The organism is Polyangium jinanense (assembly GCF_028435365.1).
Window position 1 is genome coordinate 54194 of record NZ_JAGTJJ010000030.1, and the last position, 17717, is coordinate 71910.

12 protein-coding genes are annotated in these 17717 nt (G+C 67.8%); 6 read left to right on the forward strand and 6 right to left on the reverse strand.

What is annotated here, in order from left to right; all coding sequences use genetic code 11:
• Positions 1–102: 102 nt before the first annotated feature.
• The 3 genes from KEG57_RS34430 (at position 103) to KEG57_RS56195 (ending at position 4004) form a co-directional block, all read left to right on the forward strand.
• A complete protein-coding gene (locus tag KEG57_RS34430; RefSeq protein ID WP_272459217.1) occupies positions 103–2733 on the forward strand; it encodes a tetratricopeptide repeat protein in 2631 nt (876 codons plus the stop codon).
• 169 nt (positions 2734–2902) lie between these two features.
• Positions 2903–3790, forward strand: a complete 888-nt coding sequence (locus KEG57_RS34435) for a sterol desaturase family protein (RefSeq protein ID WP_272459218.1) — start codon at positions 2903–2905, stop codon at positions 3788–3790.
• A 100-nt stretch (positions 3791–3890) separates the two neighbouring features.
• Positions 3891–4004: a sigma factor-like helix-turn-helix DNA-binding protein gene (locus KEG57_RS56195; RefSeq protein ID WP_372518268.1), complete on the forward strand. Its 114-nt coding sequence runs from the start codon at positions 3891–3893 to the stop codon at positions 4002–4004.
• A gap of 43 nt (positions 4005–4047) precedes the next feature.
• Here the strand turns inward: KEG57_RS56195 and KEG57_RS34440 are convergent, their stop codons facing one another.
• Entirely contained in the window at positions 4048–4371 is a 324-nt protein-coding gene (locus KEG57_RS34440; RefSeq protein ID WP_272421723.1) for a four helix bundle protein, read from the reverse strand.
• 758 nt (positions 4372–5129) lie between these two features.
• On the opposite strand from KEG57_RS34440, the gene KEG57_RS34445 reads away from it, so the two are divergent.
• Positions 5130–6557 (forward strand): serine hydrolase domain-containing protein, encoded by a 1428-nt coding sequence (locus KEG57_RS34445; protein ID WP_272421721.1) that lies wholly within the window; start codon positions 5130–5132, stop codon positions 6555–6557.
• A gap of 90 nt (positions 6558–6647) precedes the next feature.
• On the opposite strand, the gene KEG57_RS34450 is transcribed toward KEG57_RS34445, so the two are convergent.
• Positions 6648–8213, reverse strand: a complete 1566-nt coding sequence (locus KEG57_RS34450) for a pectate lyase (protein ID WP_272421720.1) — start codon at positions 8211–8213, stop codon at positions 6648–6650.
• Between the two features lie 94 nt (positions 8214–8307).
• Positions 8308–9024 (reverse strand): hypothetical protein, encoded by a 717-nt coding sequence (locus KEG57_RS34455; RefSeq protein ID WP_272421719.1) that lies wholly within the window; start codon positions 9022–9024, stop codon positions 8308–8310.
• A gap of 705 nt (positions 9025–9729) precedes the next feature.
• Here KEG57_RS34455 and KEG57_RS34460 point away from each other — a divergent pair.
• Together KEG57_RS34460 and KEG57_RS34465 are read left to right on the forward strand one after the other, a co-directional pair.
• A complete protein-coding gene (locus tag KEG57_RS34460) occupies positions 9730–10167 on the forward strand; it encodes an acyltransferase (protein WP_272421718.1) in 438 nt (145 codons plus the stop codon).
• 23 nt (positions 10168–10190) lie between these two features.
• A complete protein-coding gene (locus tag KEG57_RS34465; protein ID WP_272421717.1) occupies positions 10191–10601 on the forward strand; it encodes a hypothetical protein in 411 nt (136 codons plus the stop codon).
• Between the two features lie 9 nt (positions 10602–10610).
• Here KEG57_RS34465 and KEG57_RS34470 read toward each other — a convergent pair whose 3' ends face one another.
• The 3 genes from KEG57_RS34470 to KEG57_RS34480 all read right to left on the reverse strand — a co-directional run bounded on the left by KEG57_RS34470 (position 10611) and on the right by KEG57_RS34480 (position 17702).
• On the reverse strand, positions 10611–12110 hold the full coding sequence (locus tag KEG57_RS34470; protein ID WP_272421716.1) for a L,D-transpeptidase: 1500 nt from the start codon (positions 12108–12110) through the stop codon (positions 10611–10613).
• A gap of 128 nt (positions 12111–12238) precedes the next feature.
• Positions 12239–15010 carry a hypothetical protein gene (locus KEG57_RS34475; protein ID WP_272421715.1) on the reverse strand — a complete coding sequence of 924 codons (2772 nt, stop codon included), beginning with the start codon at positions 15008–15010 and terminating at the stop codon, positions 12239–12241.
• Positions 15011–15101: 91 nt separating this feature from the next.
• Positions 15102–17702 (reverse strand): hypothetical protein, encoded by a 2601-nt coding sequence (locus KEG57_RS34480; protein WP_272421714.1) that lies wholly within the window; start codon positions 17700–17702, stop codon positions 15102–15104.
• Positions 17703–17717 lie beyond the last annotated feature (15 nt).

The following is a 17717-nucleotide window of genomic DNA, read 5'->3' on the forward strand; positions in this document are numbered from 1 at the left end:
GTGAATGCTACCATGCTGGTACCTCGGATGAGCAGCGCGGATCGAGCGGAAAAGCATGGGCGGTAGCGCTCGCAGAGCGTGAAACGGAGCTTTGGAGAGACGATGAGCGCGAGGGATGGAAGGAAACCCGACGACAGGCGTGGGCACGGCGCGATGGCCCTCGAGAGCGCATGGGCGGAGGCTGAACAGTTCAATCAAAAAGTCAATCAACTGTACGGCGAGGGTAAGTTCGACGCAGCCATTCCGTTCGCCGAGCGCGCGCTCGCCATCGCGGAGGACGCGTTCGGGTCGCACCACCCGATGGTAGCGACCGGGCTCAACAACCTCGCGTCATTACACGAGGCGAAAGGGGACTATGTCAAGGCAGAACCGATCCTTCAGCGCGCGCTGACCATCTTCGAGGAAACGCTGGGGCCAGAGGACCACAATGTGGCCACCGCGCTCAACAACCTCGCGAGGGTGTACCATTCGAAGGGGGACTCTTCCAAGAGCGAATCGCTCCACCGGCGCGCGCTCGCCATCCAAGAGAGGGCTCTGGGGCCAGACCACGTCGACGTGGGCGAATCTCTCAACAACCTCGCGACGATCTGTTTGGCGAAGAAGGACCACGCGACGGCGGAGCGATACATTCAGCGCGCGCTCACCATCTGGGAGAAGGCGCTGGGGCCGGCGCATCCATACGTAGCCCTCGCGCTTCGCCACCTCGCCTTGGTGTACAAAGCGAGGGGGGACTACACCGAGGCAGAGCCGCTCTATCAGCGCGTGCTTTCCATCGAGGAGCGAGTACTGGGACCCCATCACCCCCGCCTGGCGGGCTCGCTCCTCGGTTTCGCGACGCTTCGAAGCCAAAGAGGAGACCACGTAGCGGCAGAGCCGCTTCAGCAGCGGGCATTGGCGATCAGAGAAAAGGCGCTCGGGCCGGACCACCCTGACGTGGCGGACGCGCTCCAGCAGCTCGCCAGGGTGTATCAGGCGCTCGGTCAACACGCGAAGGCCGTGGACAGGCTCGGCCGCGCGGTCGCCATCCAAAATCGCAATGCTGCGATTTTGCTGAACACGGGCTCGGACGAGCAGAAGCAGGCGTACATGTCCACGCTGCGCGGCTCCACCGATCAGGCGATCTCTTCGCATGTGCAGGCCGCGCCTCATGCCGAGGAGGCAAAACGCCTTGCGCTCGGCGTGATTCTGAACCGCAAGGGACGGGTGCTCGACGCCATGACGGACAGCTTCGCGGCGCTGCGCCATAGCCTTGCCCCGTCGGATCGGGGGCGACTCGAAGAGCTGAGGTCCATCAGCGCCGAGTACAGCGCGCTCGTGTACCGAAAGCCGGCGCGGATGACCCGTGGTGAGTATCGCGCGAGGTTTTTGCGCCTCGCGGCGGAGCGCCATGAGCTCGAGGCCGACATCAGCCGTCGTAGCGCCGAGCTCCGCGGCGATTTGCGGCCCCTCACGATCGACGAGGTGCGCGCTGCCATCCCGGAAGGAGCCACGCTCGTCGAGTTTTTTGTGTATGCCCCATTCGACACGGATACGTGGAGCTATCGCGTTGGCGAGCCACGTTATGTGGCGTATGTATTGCATCGGAATGGTGAGATCGCCTGGGCCGATCTCGGCCCCGCCGCGCCCATCCATGCGGCGGTCACTCGCTTGCGGCAGGCGCTCTCGCGGAGGGCCGCCGGACCGGGCCCCGTCGGCGCCCGTGGTACGGCGCGCGAATTCCTCTCGCATGCCGAGCCGTTCGTCGACCCGCGGCCCGCTGCCCGTGACCTGGACGCGCTGGTGATGCAACCGATCCGCCGTCTCCTCGGTTCGGGCCGCCGGATCCTGCTAAGTCCAGATGGTTTTCTCAACCTCGTACCGTTTGGCGTCCTCGTGGACGAGGATGGGCATTACCTCGTCGAGCGTTACGCATTGACGTATCTGGCGAGCGGTCGAGATCTCTTGCGCCTTGGGACCAGCGTGCCCTCGCGGCAAGGTCCGGTCGTCGTCGCGGCGCCGGACTATGACACCGCGCGAGGTGCCACGCCCGCGGGCCAAGCCGGTACCCGCAGGCAGCGCTCTGCGGACGCAAGAGGAATGCGGTTCTCCCCGCTTCACTTTGCCGCAAACGAAGGCCGCACCATTTCGACGAAGCTACCCGGCTCCAGGTATCTGACGGGCGCTCTAGCGACCACGGATGCCGTGAAAGCTCTCGCCGGGCCGCGCGTGCTGCACATCGCAACACACGGTTTTTTTCTCCCGGACTTGCCTGCGCTTCACATGTCCCCTTCCAGTGACCTCGACCCTCTACCCAAGCTGGCTATCATGGAGAACGCTCTTTTGCGCTCGGGTATCGCGCTCGCCGGCGCAAATCGCGGTCATGATGAAGAGGGCGATGGCCTCCTGACTGCGCTGGAGGTTTCGCAGCTCGACCTGGTTGGAACGAAGCTCGTGGTGCTTTCCGCGTGCATGACCGGGGTAGGCAAGGTTCGTATCGGAGACGGCGTCTACGGCCTGCGGCGCGCCATGGTCATGGCAGGCGCGGAGACCCAGGTGATGAGTTTGTGGAGCGTCGACGATGCAGCGACGCGCGAGCTGATGGAGGCCTACTATGACAGGCTTCTTGCCGGGTGCGGCCGGAGTGAAGCGATGCGCCTCGGGCAGCTCGAGATGCTCGACCGGCCCGACCGCGCCCATCCCTACTACTGGGCAAGCTTCATCGTCTCCGGCAGCGATGCCCCCCTCGCCGAGTGATGGCTCAGTGACATGATACCAATGAGGTTGCTTGACGCACTCCCCGTGCGATGTTCTACTCGCTGCGCAGGATATGGCAGCTCAAACGGGCGTCGCTGAAGGGCGCCGGCCATCGGGGCTTCTTTCCTCCGGGTGAAGGGGTTCTGAGAAGATGTCGCTCACGAGCACATTGCGGCTCTCGCTCTCGTATCTCGCATATCCGGCGATGACGGGCGGAGCGGTCGCGTTTGGCCTCTGGGCCATCGCGCGACATTGGCCAGCCTGGGCTGTCGGCGTTGTGGTCGTCGTGGTGGCCGCGGTGCTCGTGACCTTGCTCGAGTGGATCATCCCGTATTCGCGGGTTTGGGCGAAGCCGCACGGTGACCGGCTCACCGATTTCTGGCACCTCGTCTTCTCCAATCGCGCCTTCGACGTTGGCACACTTGTCGCCATCGGCGTGTTTGCCCCGCTCGGAGAGGCGCTTTCATCTCGGCTCGGCACACGTCTCTGGCCGCACGGTTGGCCCCTCCCGCTGCAAGCGCTGCTCGCCGTGGTGGTGTTCGAGCTGCCCTGGTATTGGATCCACCGACTCGAGCATATCTGGGCCCCCTTGTGGCGCGTGCACTCGGTGCACCACAGCTCGCGTCGGATCTATTGGTGGAACTTCGCCCGCACCCACCCGCTTGACAACCTGATTAGCGCGGTCGCCGCCTTCACGCCGCTTTCGTTGCTCGGCGTCGGTGATGAGCCGCTCGCGCTGATGGCGGCCTTCTCCGGCGCGCACGGCATGCTGCAGCACTCGAACATCGATCTTCGCACCGGCTTTCTCGATCTGTTTTTCAGCACCGCGCGCGTTCATCGCTGGCACCATTCGCCCCGCCGCCACGAGGCCGATGCCAATTACAGTCCGAGGGTGATGCTCTGGGATCACGTCTTCGGGAGCTATCGCTTCCGCCCCGACGTCGCTCCCCCCGAGGACGTGGGACTCGGCGAGGATGCGGCGGAATTTCCCGAGAGCTACGTCGGCCAGCTCCTCGTCCCGTTTCGCTCGGACTATTGGCGCAAGCGCCTCCCCTGATTGAGGCTCGCAGCTCGGGCCGGAGGGATAGCCAGGGCGCTGTCCCCAATGTTCACGTATCGGACGTATTTCGCCTCTGCGCGACCCCGGAGCGCCGTATCTGGAGGGGCGTTCGATCGGGGAGATTGCCGACTTGCTCGGCCTCGAGCTGAAGACCGTCTACAGCCGCGTGCATCTCGCCCGCGAGCATCTGAAGACGTTCGAGTTTGCGTGAGTTGGTGGCGGGCCGCCCGGTGACGGACGGCCCGCCTGGCGCTTCACCGGCGCGTCAGTCGGTGCAGTGTGGCGATGACATGGTCGAGGGAATCGCGCAGCCCATCATCCACTGCGTCTACGTATCCGAGAGCTTCCGCTACATCCAGGCACGCGCGCACCTCTGCTGCGGACCCCATGGCGGTGTGCCACCGTGCCCGTTCGTTCCGGCCCTGCGAATACGCTCCTTCGTTCAGGTTCAGCGGCACGCTCGTAGCGGCGCGCCGTAGCTGATCTGCCAGGTTCGCATCCTTCCCGCCGATCTTCTCGATGATCGGCCGCAGCCCCCGCAGCAATTCGATCGTGACGCCGTAGATTTTGAGAGCCATTGCATCCTCCTGCCCCGACCGGGGCCCTGCCCCCGGACGAGGCCTTTGCATGCGCGTCCTATCCGGAGCGGAAGCGGGAGCGGAAGCGGGAGCGGGAGCGGAAGCGGAAGCGGGAGCGGAAGCGGAAGCGGAAGCGGAAGCGAAAGCGGAAGCGGAAGCGGGAGCGGAAGCGGGAGCGGAAGCGGAAGCGAGTGTAGCTTCGTCCTCGTCATCCCCCGTCGGAACGGCCGTAGGTCGGTCTTGCTGAGCGAGCATGACGCCATCTCCTTCCGAAGGAAGGCCCATCGCCCGAGGACGAGGCGTGCGTCCACCATTCCGCTTTCACGCGGACCTGGCCATTGTCATGACGCAGTCAGGCGCGCGACAACGCCCCGTCTTCGAGCGACGAGCAACGGGAAAACCCTCCCCCTCCCGGGCCGATCACGGTGCCTCCTGACCAGGTGCGCGAGCAGGCCGGCGTTGAAACCGGCCCGGGAAGGGTGAGGCTGGGGGCTTCTATGCCCAGACGCCCCCAGCAAACGCGCCTGCACAAAAGCGCATGCGGGCTCGCTGCGGGCGTCAGGTTGCACCGCCCCTCAGATGGATATGGGCCGCACGCCGATCGTGGGTGACAGCGAAGCGCAACAATTTCTTGGCGAGACCCCGGCGACCGACTCGACGATCCGCCCTCTTCGAGCTCGGCGCGTTTGCGTGGGTGGCGACGTGGGCTGCATTTTCGTGGCCGTCCCAATGCACCGGGCTAGGATGGCGCCCACATCGTGAACAGACGCGATCTTCTCGTCTCTGTGGGCGCAGGTGCCGGCTGGCTCATCGCGGGCGCCGCCCTCGGCGGTTGTCGAGCCCGTCCGCGCGAGCCCGCGAGCAAGGCGGCCGTCGACCCGCCGCCCGTGCTCGAATCGTGGCTGGAGCGCTGGCTTACGGCGTTCAACGATCCGGACCTGGGCGTGTACAAGCGGTTCGTCGAGACGCTCGCGCCGACGGTGCGCCCGTACGTCGACGACGACCTGGCGGTCCGCGAAATCACCGGCGGCTTCGAGCTGCTGTCGTCGCAGGTGACGGGTCCGCAAGAGATCACCGCCTGGGTGAAGGATCGCGCGTGGGACCGGCGCTCGAAGGTGGTGCTCACCGCCTCGGGCCGGGACAAGCTCGACGACATCGCCTTCACCGGCGCTCCTGCTGAGGGGACGATCCAGCGGCTCGATCAGGCGTCGGTCCTCGCCGCGGTGAAGACGAAGTTCGGCGAGGAAGCTCGGGCGGGTCGCTTCAACGGGGCGGTGTTGATCGCGCGGGGTGAACAGGTGCTGTTCAGCGCGGGCCACGGCTCGGCGAACGACGAACGGGCGCTCCCCGTGTCGACGTCGACCCGGTTCTGCATCGGCTCGATGGGCAAGCTGTTCACGGCGGTGGCGATCATGCAGCTGGTGGAGCAGGGGCGCCTCGGCCTGAGCGACCCGCTGGCCCGGCATCTGCCCGACTACGCCAACCGGACCTTGGCCGAGCGAGTGACGGTCGAGCAGCTGCTGACCCACACCGGCGGCACCGGCGACATCTTCGGCCCGCAGTACGACGCCAACGCCGCCGCGCTCAAGACCACCGCCGACCTGGTGCGCTTCTACGGCACGCGTGAGCCGTTGTTCGAGCCGGGGTCGCGGTGGGGCTACAGCAACTACGGGTTCGTCCTGCTGGGTGCGATCCTCGAGCGCGTGACGGGCAAGCCTTACGAGGCGGTGTTTCACGAGCGGATCTTCGGGCCCGCGGGGATGCCGGCGACGTCGCAAGCCTTCGCCTCCTCGCGCGCGACCGCGGTGCCGTACACCGGCGCGGGCGCGACCGGGCGCAAAGCCCTGGCGCCCTACGAAGGGCTCCCCGCCGGCGGCGGCTATTCGACCGTCGAGGACCTGCAGGCCTTCGTCGTCGCCTTGCGCAGCGGGGCCCTGGTCAGCGCAGCGACGCTCGCGGCCATGACGGCCCCCAGAGTGGTGGCGGGCACGTCGCATTGGGGCCTCGGCCTGGCGGTGCGGACCCGCAACGGCGAGACCTACTACGGGCACGGCGGCAGCGCCCCCGGGGTCAACGGCGATCTGGCGATCTATCGTGATTACGCGACCGTGGTGCTGTGCAACCGCGGGCACCCGGCCGCCCTCACCGCGGCCGAGTTCATCGGTGCGCGCCTGCCCGTAGGGTAACGCCGCCGTCGCGCGTTGCGCGGCGTGGCAGGCGGCGTGGGCGGTGCCGGCCGCGTCGACCGACGGCCCTCGGGCAGGCGGCGCCGGCGGTCAGTAGTTCCACGCGACGCAGTCGGTCGTCGTGCGAACGACGAACTCGGCCAGCGTGCGCATGTTCTGCACGAACTTGCTCGTGTCGTAATAGTCGCCCGGGGTGGCGCCGCTCCGCGGGCCGCTCGGGCTGTACGTCGTGATCCACCGCTCGTTGTTGATCGCCGTGTCGACGGCCTGCGCCGTGTCGGCGCGGAGCTGCTGGCACGAGCGCTTCATCACGGTCGTGTCGGTCGCCAGCCGGTCGTACTCGGCGTGGATCGCGGCGAGCTGCGACGGGCCCACCCACCCGTAGTTCTGGTAGGTCGGCGGCGCAGGAGAGAACTGGACCGGGTAACCGCCGGGCTTCACGGTGTAGAAGCCGATGTTCGACGGCGACGTGTCATCGAGCTCGATGTAGCGGTGGATCAGCGTGTCGTTCGCGTGGTCGACGGTCTCGAGGTAGGCGAGCGCGGTCCCGACCGCGGCACGGTTGGCCGGCACGCTCGGGTCGAGCTGGTAGAGGCGGAGGAGCGCCCACATGACGTCCTGGCTCTCCTGGCCCGCGATCGCCGGAACTTCCCAGCTGCGCGCCCAGCGCGGCTGCATCTGGATGTCGTACTGCTGCGCCCAGGCGGGCTGCGGCTGCGGCATCTGCGCGCGACGAAGGAAGTCGCCGTACGCGGTGAGCATGGCCTGGTAGGTCGCGGCCTGCGCGGGATAGATCTCCCTCGCCCAGTACAGCATCTCCACGAAGGCCGTCGCGAGGTTGTCGTTCAGGGTCGGGTCGTCCCAGTACTCGTTGGTGTAGGCGTTCGCGTAGCAGTTGGCGAGGCCGCACGAGGTCCCGATCGAGGGCGGATAGCTCGCCTGGAGCGCCGGCCGCGCGGCGACGGGGCCGGAGAACCCCTGTGGAAAGCCGCCGTTCGTCGGGAACTGCGAGGTCTCGACCCGCGCGCGGGCGTACGAGGAGGAGCCGGAGATCGCCGCGTCCGCGAACCCGAGGAGATGATCGGTGCGCATGATCGCGATGAGCGCGTTCTGCGTGACCTGGTCGTCGTAGCTCGTCGTCGTGCAGCCGCCGCAGCTACAGCTCGCCGTGGTGTTGAGGTAGCACCCCTTCAGCGTCGGCGTCGGCTTGAAGTCCGCGTAGAGCCGCCAGCCCCCCGACTTGATCTGGCCGTGACGCAGCGCCATCGCCGCGTCCAGCGCGTAGGTCTCGAGCGCTGGTGTCGCCGGGTCGGCGAGCGCGGCCTCGACGAACGCGATCGTCACGTCCGCCGTGCCGGGCGATTGGATCATGATCTGATCCTCGTCGAGCTGGATATCGCCCCAGCGCTCGCTCAGGTTGGTGGCGTTGTGGTGCCACGCATACCCGCCGTGACGCGCGACGAAATCGTGAAAGAACTTTGCCGCGTTCCGCATGCGTCCGAGCGCCTTCTGGCGGAGCGGAGTCGAAGCCGCCTGCTCCGCCTCGCCGAGCTCGATGCTCGATTGCGAGTCGTCGCTCTCCAGGTCGGTGTTTGTCGCGACGCAGGCGAACGTCGAGAGGGCGGGCGAGAGAACAAGCGCGAGAAGTTTCTTCATGAATACGACGCGTTAGCACACCACATGTCGGGCTGATAGCTCGAGCAGGCGTAGGAGCCCCTCCCGCGAGCTTCGCGAACGCATCCCCGCGCCGTCAGGGGGCGGCCGGCGTCACGCACACCGAGACGGTCATGCCGCAGGTGTTGCAGGGCTGGTTGTGGCAGGGATTGATGCTCACCTCCTGGCACGTGCCGCCGGAGATGGGGCAATCGAAGTCGCCGGTGCAATCCGTCACGGCGAAGCAGCCCGCCTCCGGGAGGGCCGGCATTCCGCAGCCCGGGACGAGCCAGCGGCAGCCTGCGTCCGCGCCGCACTCCGTCTCGTTCTTGTAGGAAACACAATAGTCGGGGGGCGGGGGATTGCAGGTCGATATGCCCTCGGTGGTCCAGACCGCGCCATCACACGAGGCCGTCTGCTCCTGCGGGCCGCAGCCGTAATCGACGGTGTAGCTGCACGTGGTCACGTAGCTGCAAAGCGCTCCCGACGCCGGCGCTTCGGACGGGCATGGGTCGACGGGGGGCGGATTGCACCCGCTCGTCATGTGCCATGTCCCCTCTTCGCAATAATACACCTCCACGCACGCGTCGTTGTACTCGCACGAGAGCGGCCCGGTGCACGGCGTGTTCGTGTCCGGCGGCGTCGCGGGGCACTCGGGCGTCTCGACGGGAGGCGGGTTCTCGGTCTCGGTGGGAGGCGGGTTCGACGTGACGGTGGTGATACACCCGGGCAACAACACGACGGCGGTCGCGGCCTGGGCGACGGTGACGACAAAAGGCTTTCGGCGGGGCTTCTGCTTGCGGGGAAAAGACATGGTCTTCATCTCCGGAGATGGCTCAGCATGGCGCAACCAGGCGCCAGGACCGGTCAGGATTCCTTGGTCTTGCAACAATCGTGCAGAGCGTACCAGCATGGGGACACCCTCCACGTTCGCCGGCAAGCCGCGAGCGACGTGGCCCTCGGGAGAGGACAATAGGTTGCTCATTTACGATACGCGGACAGGTGCATTGCTCGCCGAAATGGACTACAGCCCGCGTTTCGATCAGGCGGACATCACGCTTCCTCCTCACCCAGGCTTCGCCTGGCGCACCGCGGAGCCACCCGCAGCCACGCTTTGCGTGGCGAGGATGGCGAGCACGGCTTGGTCTTGCAGAGACCGAGCACGACGGTAAGCTAGCCTCCTTCCGAGCGGAATCCCCTACGTCCCCGCCCCCTTGCACGTGCGCTTGACTTTGGCCTGCCCGTGCGCATGCGCCCCCGCACCCGCACCCGCTTCCGCACCCGCTCCCGCACCCGCTCCCGCACCCGCTCCCGCTCCCGCTCCCGCTCCCGCTCCCGCTCCCGCTCCCGCTCCCGCTCCCGTGCGTGGGACAGATCGTCCACGACGCTGGCACGTCGGGCACGTTCGAGACTCACCTACCTCTTGCGGTCCCTTGGGGTTTCGTCCAAACATCGCTTGGCGGACGGACGCCAAAAAAGTTCGCCAGGTCCGAGCGACCGGGATACTTCCAGGTACAACATGAACCACACGCGCTACATCACCGCTCTCTGCGCTGCCGTACTGCCCTTCGCTCTGGTCCTCGTGGCCAATGGCTGCGGCAACAAGGAAGAAGAAACCCCGCCCGTGCCGTCGGCCGCCCCGGCGCCGACGCCGACGCCGGCCCCCACGCCGACGCCGCTCGTGGTCGAGGAGGACGCAGGCTCGGACGCCTCGGACGCCGGCGAGGATGCGGACGCAGGCAAGAAGGTCGTCGGTACGGGCGATTCGACGGGCATCCGCGCCTGCTGCGCCGCGCTCCGGCAGAACGCGAACTCGGCGCCGCTCGATCAGAAGGGCACGTACCTGGCCGCCGCCGGCATGTGCGAGGGCCTCGTCAACTCGCCCGAGGGACGTCAGGCGCTCAGCGCAGTCCGCAACATGCTGAAGGGCGCCGGCGCGCCCGCGCAATGTAAGTGAGACGCCCTCGCGTCCCGAGCGCCATGGCCCGCCGTTCGGCGGAGGTGAGCCTGCGCGCGTTTCGCGTGGCCCTCGCCGCGGCGCTCGGGTTCGTGATCGCCTCGTTCCCTTCCCGCACGGCGAGCGCGCTCGAGCCTCCACCGAGCCCGGGCCGCACGAAAATCACCTCCGGCATCGCCTTGATGGTGAGCGGCGCGGTCGTCACCGGCCTCGGCGCTGGGCTCTACGTCGCGAACGAAAACGCCGATCGCGCCGCGTGTGTCCCCTGCGCGAAGTCGTCCTGGATCTTTCCGACCGTGCTCATGGGCATCGGCGGCGCCATGTTCGTCGCGGGCATCCCCGTGTTCGTCCTCGGACAGGTCGAACGTTCCCGCGCTCCCGCCGCCGTCGTCTCCGTCGGACCGTTTGGCGCGTCGGCCCGTTTTACTTTCTAGAACCCCGTATCAACCCCCGTGGGTCCATACGAGCGTCCCTCCTTCGAGGTTGACGGCGCCGTGCCATTCGGGGGGGACGACGGGGTCGGTCCAGTCGAAGAGCCATTTCGCGTCGGCGGGGGCGAGGTTCACGCAGCCGTGGCTGCGCGGCTTGCCGAACTCGTCGTGCCAGTACGCGCCGTGCAGCGCGTAGCCCTCGTGAAAGTACTGGATGTAGGGCACGTCGCGTAGATCGAACGAGTCCGAGCCCTCCTCACCGTCCATCGTCCCGGAGACGTGCTTCGCGTGCACGTAAAACACCCCGCGCACGGTGGCCGTCGTCTTCTCGGGATCACTCATCCCGCCGCGACCCGTCGACACGAGCGTCGCGAACACCGGCCGCGTTCCCTCGTACGCCACGAGGAACTGCTTCTTGATCGACACGTCGATCCACTTCTTGCCCGCGCGCGCGTGCCCCACCGGATCCTCGCGCGGCGTCCCGATCAGCATCGTCTCGGCGGGCAGCCAGAAGCCCTCGGTCGTCTCCCAGAGCCCGCGCTCGCCGCCCTTCGTGTTGCCCGTCAGGATCCAGCCCGAACGCCACGGCGCGATCCCGCTCTCGCGCATCTGACCGTCCGCGCCGAGGACGAGCTTCGTCGCACCGTGGGCGACGACGATGCCCGGCACGCCGGGTTTGTCCACGACCACGCCGTGGTGCGCGCTGATCTTCGCGGGCTTCGTGCGATCGAGCGGGATGAGGTCGAGCTCGGTCGTCAGGCCGAACTTGCGGTCGGTCCATTCGAAGGCCGTGACGAGCCCGAAGGCCGACTCCTCCTTCGCGCGGCCGGCGTGCACGGTGTAGCGGAGCGGCTCGACGGCGCCGTACGGCTTCGGCAGATCGCGGCCCTCGGCGAGGAAGGTGGGCACGGTGTCGAGCGGGACCTGCGGCGTGATCGCGAGGCGGACGTGCTCGCGCACGGTGGGTCCCTCGACGCGCCGTTGATCCTTGTCGGTGGGCAGACGGAAGTAGAGATGCGGCGCGGGGGAGCGCGACATCACGTAGGCGTAGGGCAACGTGGCGGCGCGGTCGGGTCCGCGCAGGGCGGCCTGGATGACCTGGTGGTCGAGCGCGAGCGTCGCGCCTTTGCCGACGCACACGTAGCCGCGCGGCACGATCCGGTACCAGCCGCCCTCGCAGCGCCTGGTGCCGGCGGATTTTTCGGCGCGATCGACGACGGCGCCGGCGCGCAGGTAGCCGAGCTTGGTCGAGCGATCGTCGGGCGCGACGTAGATCCAGGTCCGCATCGCGATGCTGCCGATCTTCGCGCCGTGGCCCGGCTCGGTCTCCTCCTCGGCGCGTTTGTCCACGGCGAGGGTGCCTTCGGGCTTCTCGGGGCGCTTGAGCGTCGCGCCGGGGGGGGCCCGATCGAGGACGCGCCCCGGCGGATCCTCGACGTTGCCGCAGCCCGGAAGAGCGAGCAGCAGGGCGAGGAGCGCAGGCCTTCGGGAGGGACGCGCGCAGAGGGACATCGGGGAGGTTCGCCGCTGCTTAGGACGAACGCGCGGCTTGGGCAACGTCTTGGCGAGGGGACTGCCAGGAAGGGTGATTCAGGTTACGGAAAGGCGAACGGGCGGGCGGGGCAGAGCGAACACGTGGCTCACGGCTCGCACACGTCGTTCATGCAGTTGCCGGAGAAGCACTGCTCGTTTTCATTGCACGTAAAGCCCGTATCCCCGAGGCACACGCCCGCGCCGTCGCAGACCTCGAGATCCTCCGCCACGCACGTCCCGTCGGTCGTGCCCGCCGAGACCGGCATGCATTGACCTTCCATGCCGCCGAGCCCGCAGGAGAAGCAATCGTCGGCGCAGGCCGTCGTGCAGCAGAAGCCGTCCGCGCAATGGCCGCTCGCGCAGTCCATGCCGTCCATGCAGGCCTCGCCGATGTCGCCGATGCACATGCCCGCGCCGTCGCACGTGCCCGGCATCGTGCACTCCATGTCCGGATCGGTGCCCTTCGTGATCGGCTCGCAGACGCCGTCGACGCCGCTGCCCTTCTTCGCCGCCGAGCACGCCTCGCAGGTGCCCGCGCAGGCGTCGTCGCAGCAGACGCCATCCACGCAATTCCCGCTCAGGCATTCCGCGTCCGCGCCGCAGAGCTTGCCCTGCGCGGTCTTGCACGCGCCCGCGCCGTCGCAGACCTCGTCGGCCCCGGTGCAGGTGTCGTCGGTTTGCCCACTCGCGACGAACGAGCAGACGCCCGGCGTGGCCGCGAGGTCGCACGCCATGCACGTGCCCGTGCAATCCGTGTCGCAGCAGACGCCGTCCACGCAATGACCGCTCAGGCATTCCGCGTCCGCGCCGCAGAGTTTGCCCTGTGCGGCCTTGCACGCGCCTGCGCCGTCGCAGACCTCGTCGGCCCCGGCGCAGGTGTCGTCCTTTTGCCCGCTCGCGACGAGCGAGCAGACGCCCGGCGTGGCCGCGAGGTCGCACGCCATGCACGTGTCCGTGCAATCCGTGTCGCAGCAGACCCCGTCGGCGCAATGCCCGCTCAAGCAATCGCCCGCGACCACGCAAGCGCCGCCGTCCTTCGCCTTGCAGGCCCCGGTCGCGTCGCAGGACCGCGTCCCCGCGCAGACGTTCGTGGGGTTCGTGTCCTCCGCGGAGACGAGCGGCACGCACGTGCCCATGCTGCCCATCAGGTCGCAGGCGAAACACGCGGTATCGCAGGCGCTATTGCAACAGACGCCGTCCGCGCAGAAGCCGCTGACGCAATCGACCGCGCCCGCGCACGGCTGGCCGCTGTCCTTCTTGCACGTGCCCGCGCCGTCGCAGGCGTTCGTGCCCGTGCAGGTGGGCGCGTCCTCGGTCGCGACGGGCACGTTCGTGCACGTGCCGACGCTGCCCGCGACGTTGCACGCCATGCACGTGCTGCTGCAGGCCGCGTTGCAGCAGACGCCGTCCACGCAATGGCCGCTCAGGCACTCGGCGGCCCCGCCGCACGTCTGCGCGGGGGCCTTCTTGCACGCGCCCGCGCCGTTGCACACCGTGCCGCCATTCTCGTTGCACGCGGCGTTGACGGGCCGGTTCGGGTTCGACGGCACGCCGGTCGGGCTGCACACGTCGTCGGTGCATTCGTTGCCGTCGACGGGTTTGTCGGTCGTGTCGGTCGACGTGACGATGTTGCCCTGACCGTCACACTCGATGACCTTGCAATCGAGGGCCGTCTGCCCGTTCGGCAGCTCCGTGCCTTCGGGCGTGAAGCTCACGCCGCACTGGTTGTCGATGCACGTGCGGACCTTGCAGAAATCGTCGGTGCCTTCGCATTGCGCGGCCTCGTTGCAGCCGACGCATTTGCCGCCGCCGTCGCAGTAAAGTCCGGCGCCGCACGCCGTGTTGATCGCTTCGTTCGGGAACGTCGGCGTCCCGTTCGTGCAGACGTTCTTCGTGCAGGCGTTGTTGTCGTTCGGCAGGTCGGTGTCGTCGACGATCTCCTTCGTCGCGCCCGCGCCGTCGCAGACGACCCGCATGCAATCGCCGGCCGTCTGGCCGTCGATCGTGGTCCCGTCCGGCGCGAACGACTGCACGCAGACGTGGTTCTCGCACGTGCGCTGCTGGCAAACGTCGTCCGGCGGGAGGAGCACGCAATCGGCGGGCTCGTTGCACGCGACGCAATTCGAGGTGCCGTCGCAGACCTCGGGTTTGCCCGGCTCGCAGGGCTCGCCCGCGATCACCGGCGGGTTCGTCGGCGCGCCCATCGTGCACACGTCGAACGTGCACGTGTTCATGTCGACGGGCACGTCCGTGTCGTCGGTGACGGCCGTGTCCTCGCCCGCGACGCAGATGTGCTGCAAGCAATCGCCGGGCACGGGCACATACCCCGGCGTCGGCAATCCGTCGAGATCCGTGAACATGCAGATGCCCGCGCCCGCATTGCAGGCATCCTCGGTGCAGGGATTGCCGTCGTCGCACGGGTTCTGCGCGCCGCACTCGACCGCGCACGCGCCGCCCTGACACGTGCCCTGCGCCGTCCCGAAGAGGCAGCTCGTCCCGTTTTGCGCCGGCGTGTGGACCGGCGTGCCCATCGCGCACGCGTCGTCCGTACAGCTCTCGCCGTCGTCGTCGATGTCGGCGTCGTCGTTCGTCGTGGTGAGGACGCCGGCCACGCAATCGCTCCGCTGGCAATCGCCGGCGGTTTGTCCCGGCAAGGGCCCGTCGTCGAGTGGCACGAGGACACACGTCCCGTCGTTCCCGCAGACGTCGACGGTGCAAGGATTCTGGTCGTCGCAGTTCGCGTTGACGACGCAGGCCTTGGTGTCTTCGGGCGCTAGGGACCCGTTGGTATCGAGCCCACAGGCGGCGATCTGGACGACGAGGGCGGCGGAGAGGAGCGAACCGAGGAGAGAGGCGAGGACGCGGGGGCGGTTTGGCATCGTCAATCGTTCGTTCTGGAATCCGGGACGCGAATCATGACATGTGGCGGCCGGCGTCCCCCGCGCCGGCCGCCTTGGCCCGACGAACCCTTCAGGGCCTGCACTCCCCGCTCGAGTGGCAGTTGCCGCTGGCGCACTCGCCGTCGCCATTGCACGGCTGCATATTGTCGAGCTTGCACGCGCCATTGCCGGCGGTCGTGCCGTCGCAGCTCTTGGTTCCGACGCACGCGTTCATCGGGGAGTTGTCCTCCGAGAATTGCGGGACGGCCACGCAGGAGCCCGACGCGTTGCACTGCATGCACGTCGCGCCGCACGCGTTCTCGCAGCAGACCCCGTCGGCGCAGAAGCCGCTCAGGCAATCGGCCGCGCCGTCGACGCAGGACGCCCCGAGCTTGCCCTTGCACTCGCCCATGCCGTCGCACGATTGATTGACGCCGACGCAGGCGTTCATCGGGAAGGTGTCTTCATTGCCCGGCGGGATGTTCGAGCACGTGCCGGCGTTCCCCGACACGTTGCACGCCTGGCACGTCCCCGTGCAAGCGTTGTTGCAGCAGACGCTGTCGACGCAGAACGTGCTCAGGCAATCGGTGCCCATGGAGCACGAGGCGCCGTTGTCCGTCTTGCACCCGCCGCTGCCGTCACAGGACTTCGTGCCGGTGCAGGTCATGCTGGCGTTGTTGTCCTCCTGCCCGGAGGCGATGTTGACGCACATCCCCTCGCTGCCCGCGATGCCGCACGATTTGCATGTCCCGGTGCAGGCATTCTCGCAGCACTTGCCGTCGACACAGAAATTGCTCAAGCAATCGCTGGCCGCGCCGCAGGTCGTACCATTGGACTTCTTGCAGACGCCAGAGCCGTTGCACACGCTGCCGTTGTCGCACGTCATGCTCGCGCTGACGTCGGGCTGGCCCGCGGGGATGTTGACGCAGCTGCCCTCGCTCCCCGTGACGTTGCACGCCTGGCAGGTCGTGTTGCAGGCGGACACGCAGCACCGGCCGTCGACGCAGAAGTTGCTCACGCACTCGTTCGCGCCGCCGCACCCTTGCCCGTCGTCCTTCTTGCAGGCGGAGTTGCCGTTGTTCGACCCGTCGCACGAGCTCGCGCCCGTGCACGACGGCGCGTCCTCCTGCCCCTTCGGCACGGGGCTGCACGTGCCCAGGCTCCCCGCGAGGTTGCACGCGCGGCACGTCCCGTTGCAGTTCGTCGAGCAGCAGACGGCGTCGATGCAGAAGGTGCTCGCGCAATCGCCGCCTGCCGCGCAGCTCTTGCCGTTCGACTTCTTGCATTGGCCCGCGGTGTTGCAGACGTCGCCGCCGCTCTGGTTGCACATCGTGCCGGCAGGCTGGTTAGGGTTCGAAGGCGTGGTCCCGTTGCACGTGTCCTGCGTGCATTCGTTGCCGTCGACCTTGGGATCCGAGGAATCCGCGACGGTGACCGTGTTGCCCGCGCCGTCGCAAACGAGGCGCTTGCAGTCGTCCTCGGTCTGGCCGTTCGGCAGCGGCGTGTTGCTCTCCGTGTAATCGAAACCGCAGACATTGTTGGTGCACGTCCGCTTCTTGCAGAAATCGTCCGTGCCTTGGCAGTCGGCGGCGGTGTTACAACCGACGCAGCTGCCGGTCGAATTGCAGACCTGGTTCATGCCGCAGGCCGTGCCCTGCGCGACGGGCATGGACGTCGGGTTGCTGCCCGAGCAGCTATCGGTCGTGCAGGCGTTGTTGTCGTTGGGCTTGTCGGTGTCGTCCGGGAACTCCGTCGTCCCACCATTGCCGTCGCAGACGATTTTCTTGCAGTTGCCCGCTGTCTGGAGGGCCGGGCTCGCCAGCGTGTCCGTACCCATGTAGCTCTTTACACAGGTATGGTTCATGCAGGCGGCCTTCGTGCACTCGTCCTCGGCGATGATGCCGATGCAATGAACAGCCTCGGTGCACTGGACGCAGTTGCTCGCGCCGTCGCAGACGTCCGTGTCCTCCGGCGTGCACGGCGTCCCCGAGGTCGTGGGCGGGTTCGACGGGACGCCGTTCGTGCAGACGTCGTCCGTGCAGGTGTTCACGTCGACGGGCACGTCGGTGTCGTCGGTGACGTCCGTGTCCTTGCCATTGACGCAGAGCTTTTGCTTGCAATCGCCGGGGTTCTGCGTGGCGCCCGGGGTGGGCTGGCCGTCGAGGTTCGTGAAGATGCAGGTGCTCGTGGCGAAGTTGCAGAAATCGTCCGTGCAGGCGTTGCCGTCGTCGCACGGGTTCTGCGCGTCGCAGGAGATCTGGCAGACCCCGTCCTGGCACGTGCCGCTCTCGTTTCCGCGCTGGCACACGCCGCCGTCGGGCGTATGCGTGTTGCTCGGCGTGCCGCCCTGGCAGGCGTCGTTCGTGCAGGGCTCGTTGTCGTCGGGGATGTCCGCGTCGTCGGTGACGGTGACCTCCTGGCCGGCCGCGCAATCGATGCGCTGGCAATCGCCGACGGTCTGGGCGGGGTTCGGCCCATCGGCGACCGGCGTGTAGACGCAAATCTTCTCGTCGCTGCACGTGTCGACGGTGCAGGAGCTACCGTCGTCGCAATTGGCGGCGGACTCGCAGGGCTTCGTGGTCTGCGTGGGCTTCGAGCCCTCGGTCTCGAGCGCGCAGGAAGCAGCCTGCACGAGGGCGGAGGCCACGAAGGCCGTGGCGAGCAGCGCGGATAAAAGGCGGGGGCGGGGCATGGTTCGGCCTTGAGA

Bases quoted from the DNA above. Each gene is read 5' to 3' on its own strand.
- KEG57_RS34430 (WP_272459217.1), top strand. From the start codon at position 103: ATGAGCGCGAGGGATGGAAGGAAACCCGACGACAGGCGTGGGCACGGC.
- KEG57_RS34440 (WP_272421723.1), bottom strand. From the start codon at position 4,371: ATGGCTCTCAAAATCTACGGCGTCACGATCGAATTGCTGCGGGGGCTG.
- KEG57_RS34450 (WP_272421720.1), bottom strand. From the start codon at position 8,213: ATGAAGAAACTTCTCGCGCTTGTTCTCTCGCCCGCCCTCTCGACGTTC.
- KEG57_RS34455 (WP_272421719.1), bottom strand. From the start codon at position 9,024: ATGTCTTTTCCCCGCAAGCAGAAGCCCCGCCGAAAGCCTTTTGTCGTC.
- KEG57_RS34460 (WP_272421718.1), top strand. From the start codon at position 9,730: ATGAACCACACGCGCTACATCACCGCTCTCTGCGCTGCCGTACTGCCC.
- KEG57_RS34465 (WP_272421717.1), top strand. From the start codon at position 10,191: ATGGCCCGCCGTTCGGCGGAGGTGAGCCTGCGCGCGTTTCGCGTGGCC.
- KEG57_RS34470 (WP_272421716.1), bottom strand. From the start codon at position 12,110: ATGTCCCTCTGCGCGCGTCCCTCCCGAAGGCCTGCGCTCCTCGCCCTG.
- KEG57_RS34475 (WP_272421715.1), bottom strand. From the start codon at position 15,010: ATGCCAAACCGCCCCCGCGTCCTCGCCTCTCTCCTCGGTTCGCTCCTC.
- KEG57_RS34480 (WP_272421714.1), bottom strand. From the start codon at position 17,702: ATGCCCCGCCCCCGCCTTTTATCCGCGCTGCTCGCCACGGCCTTCGTG.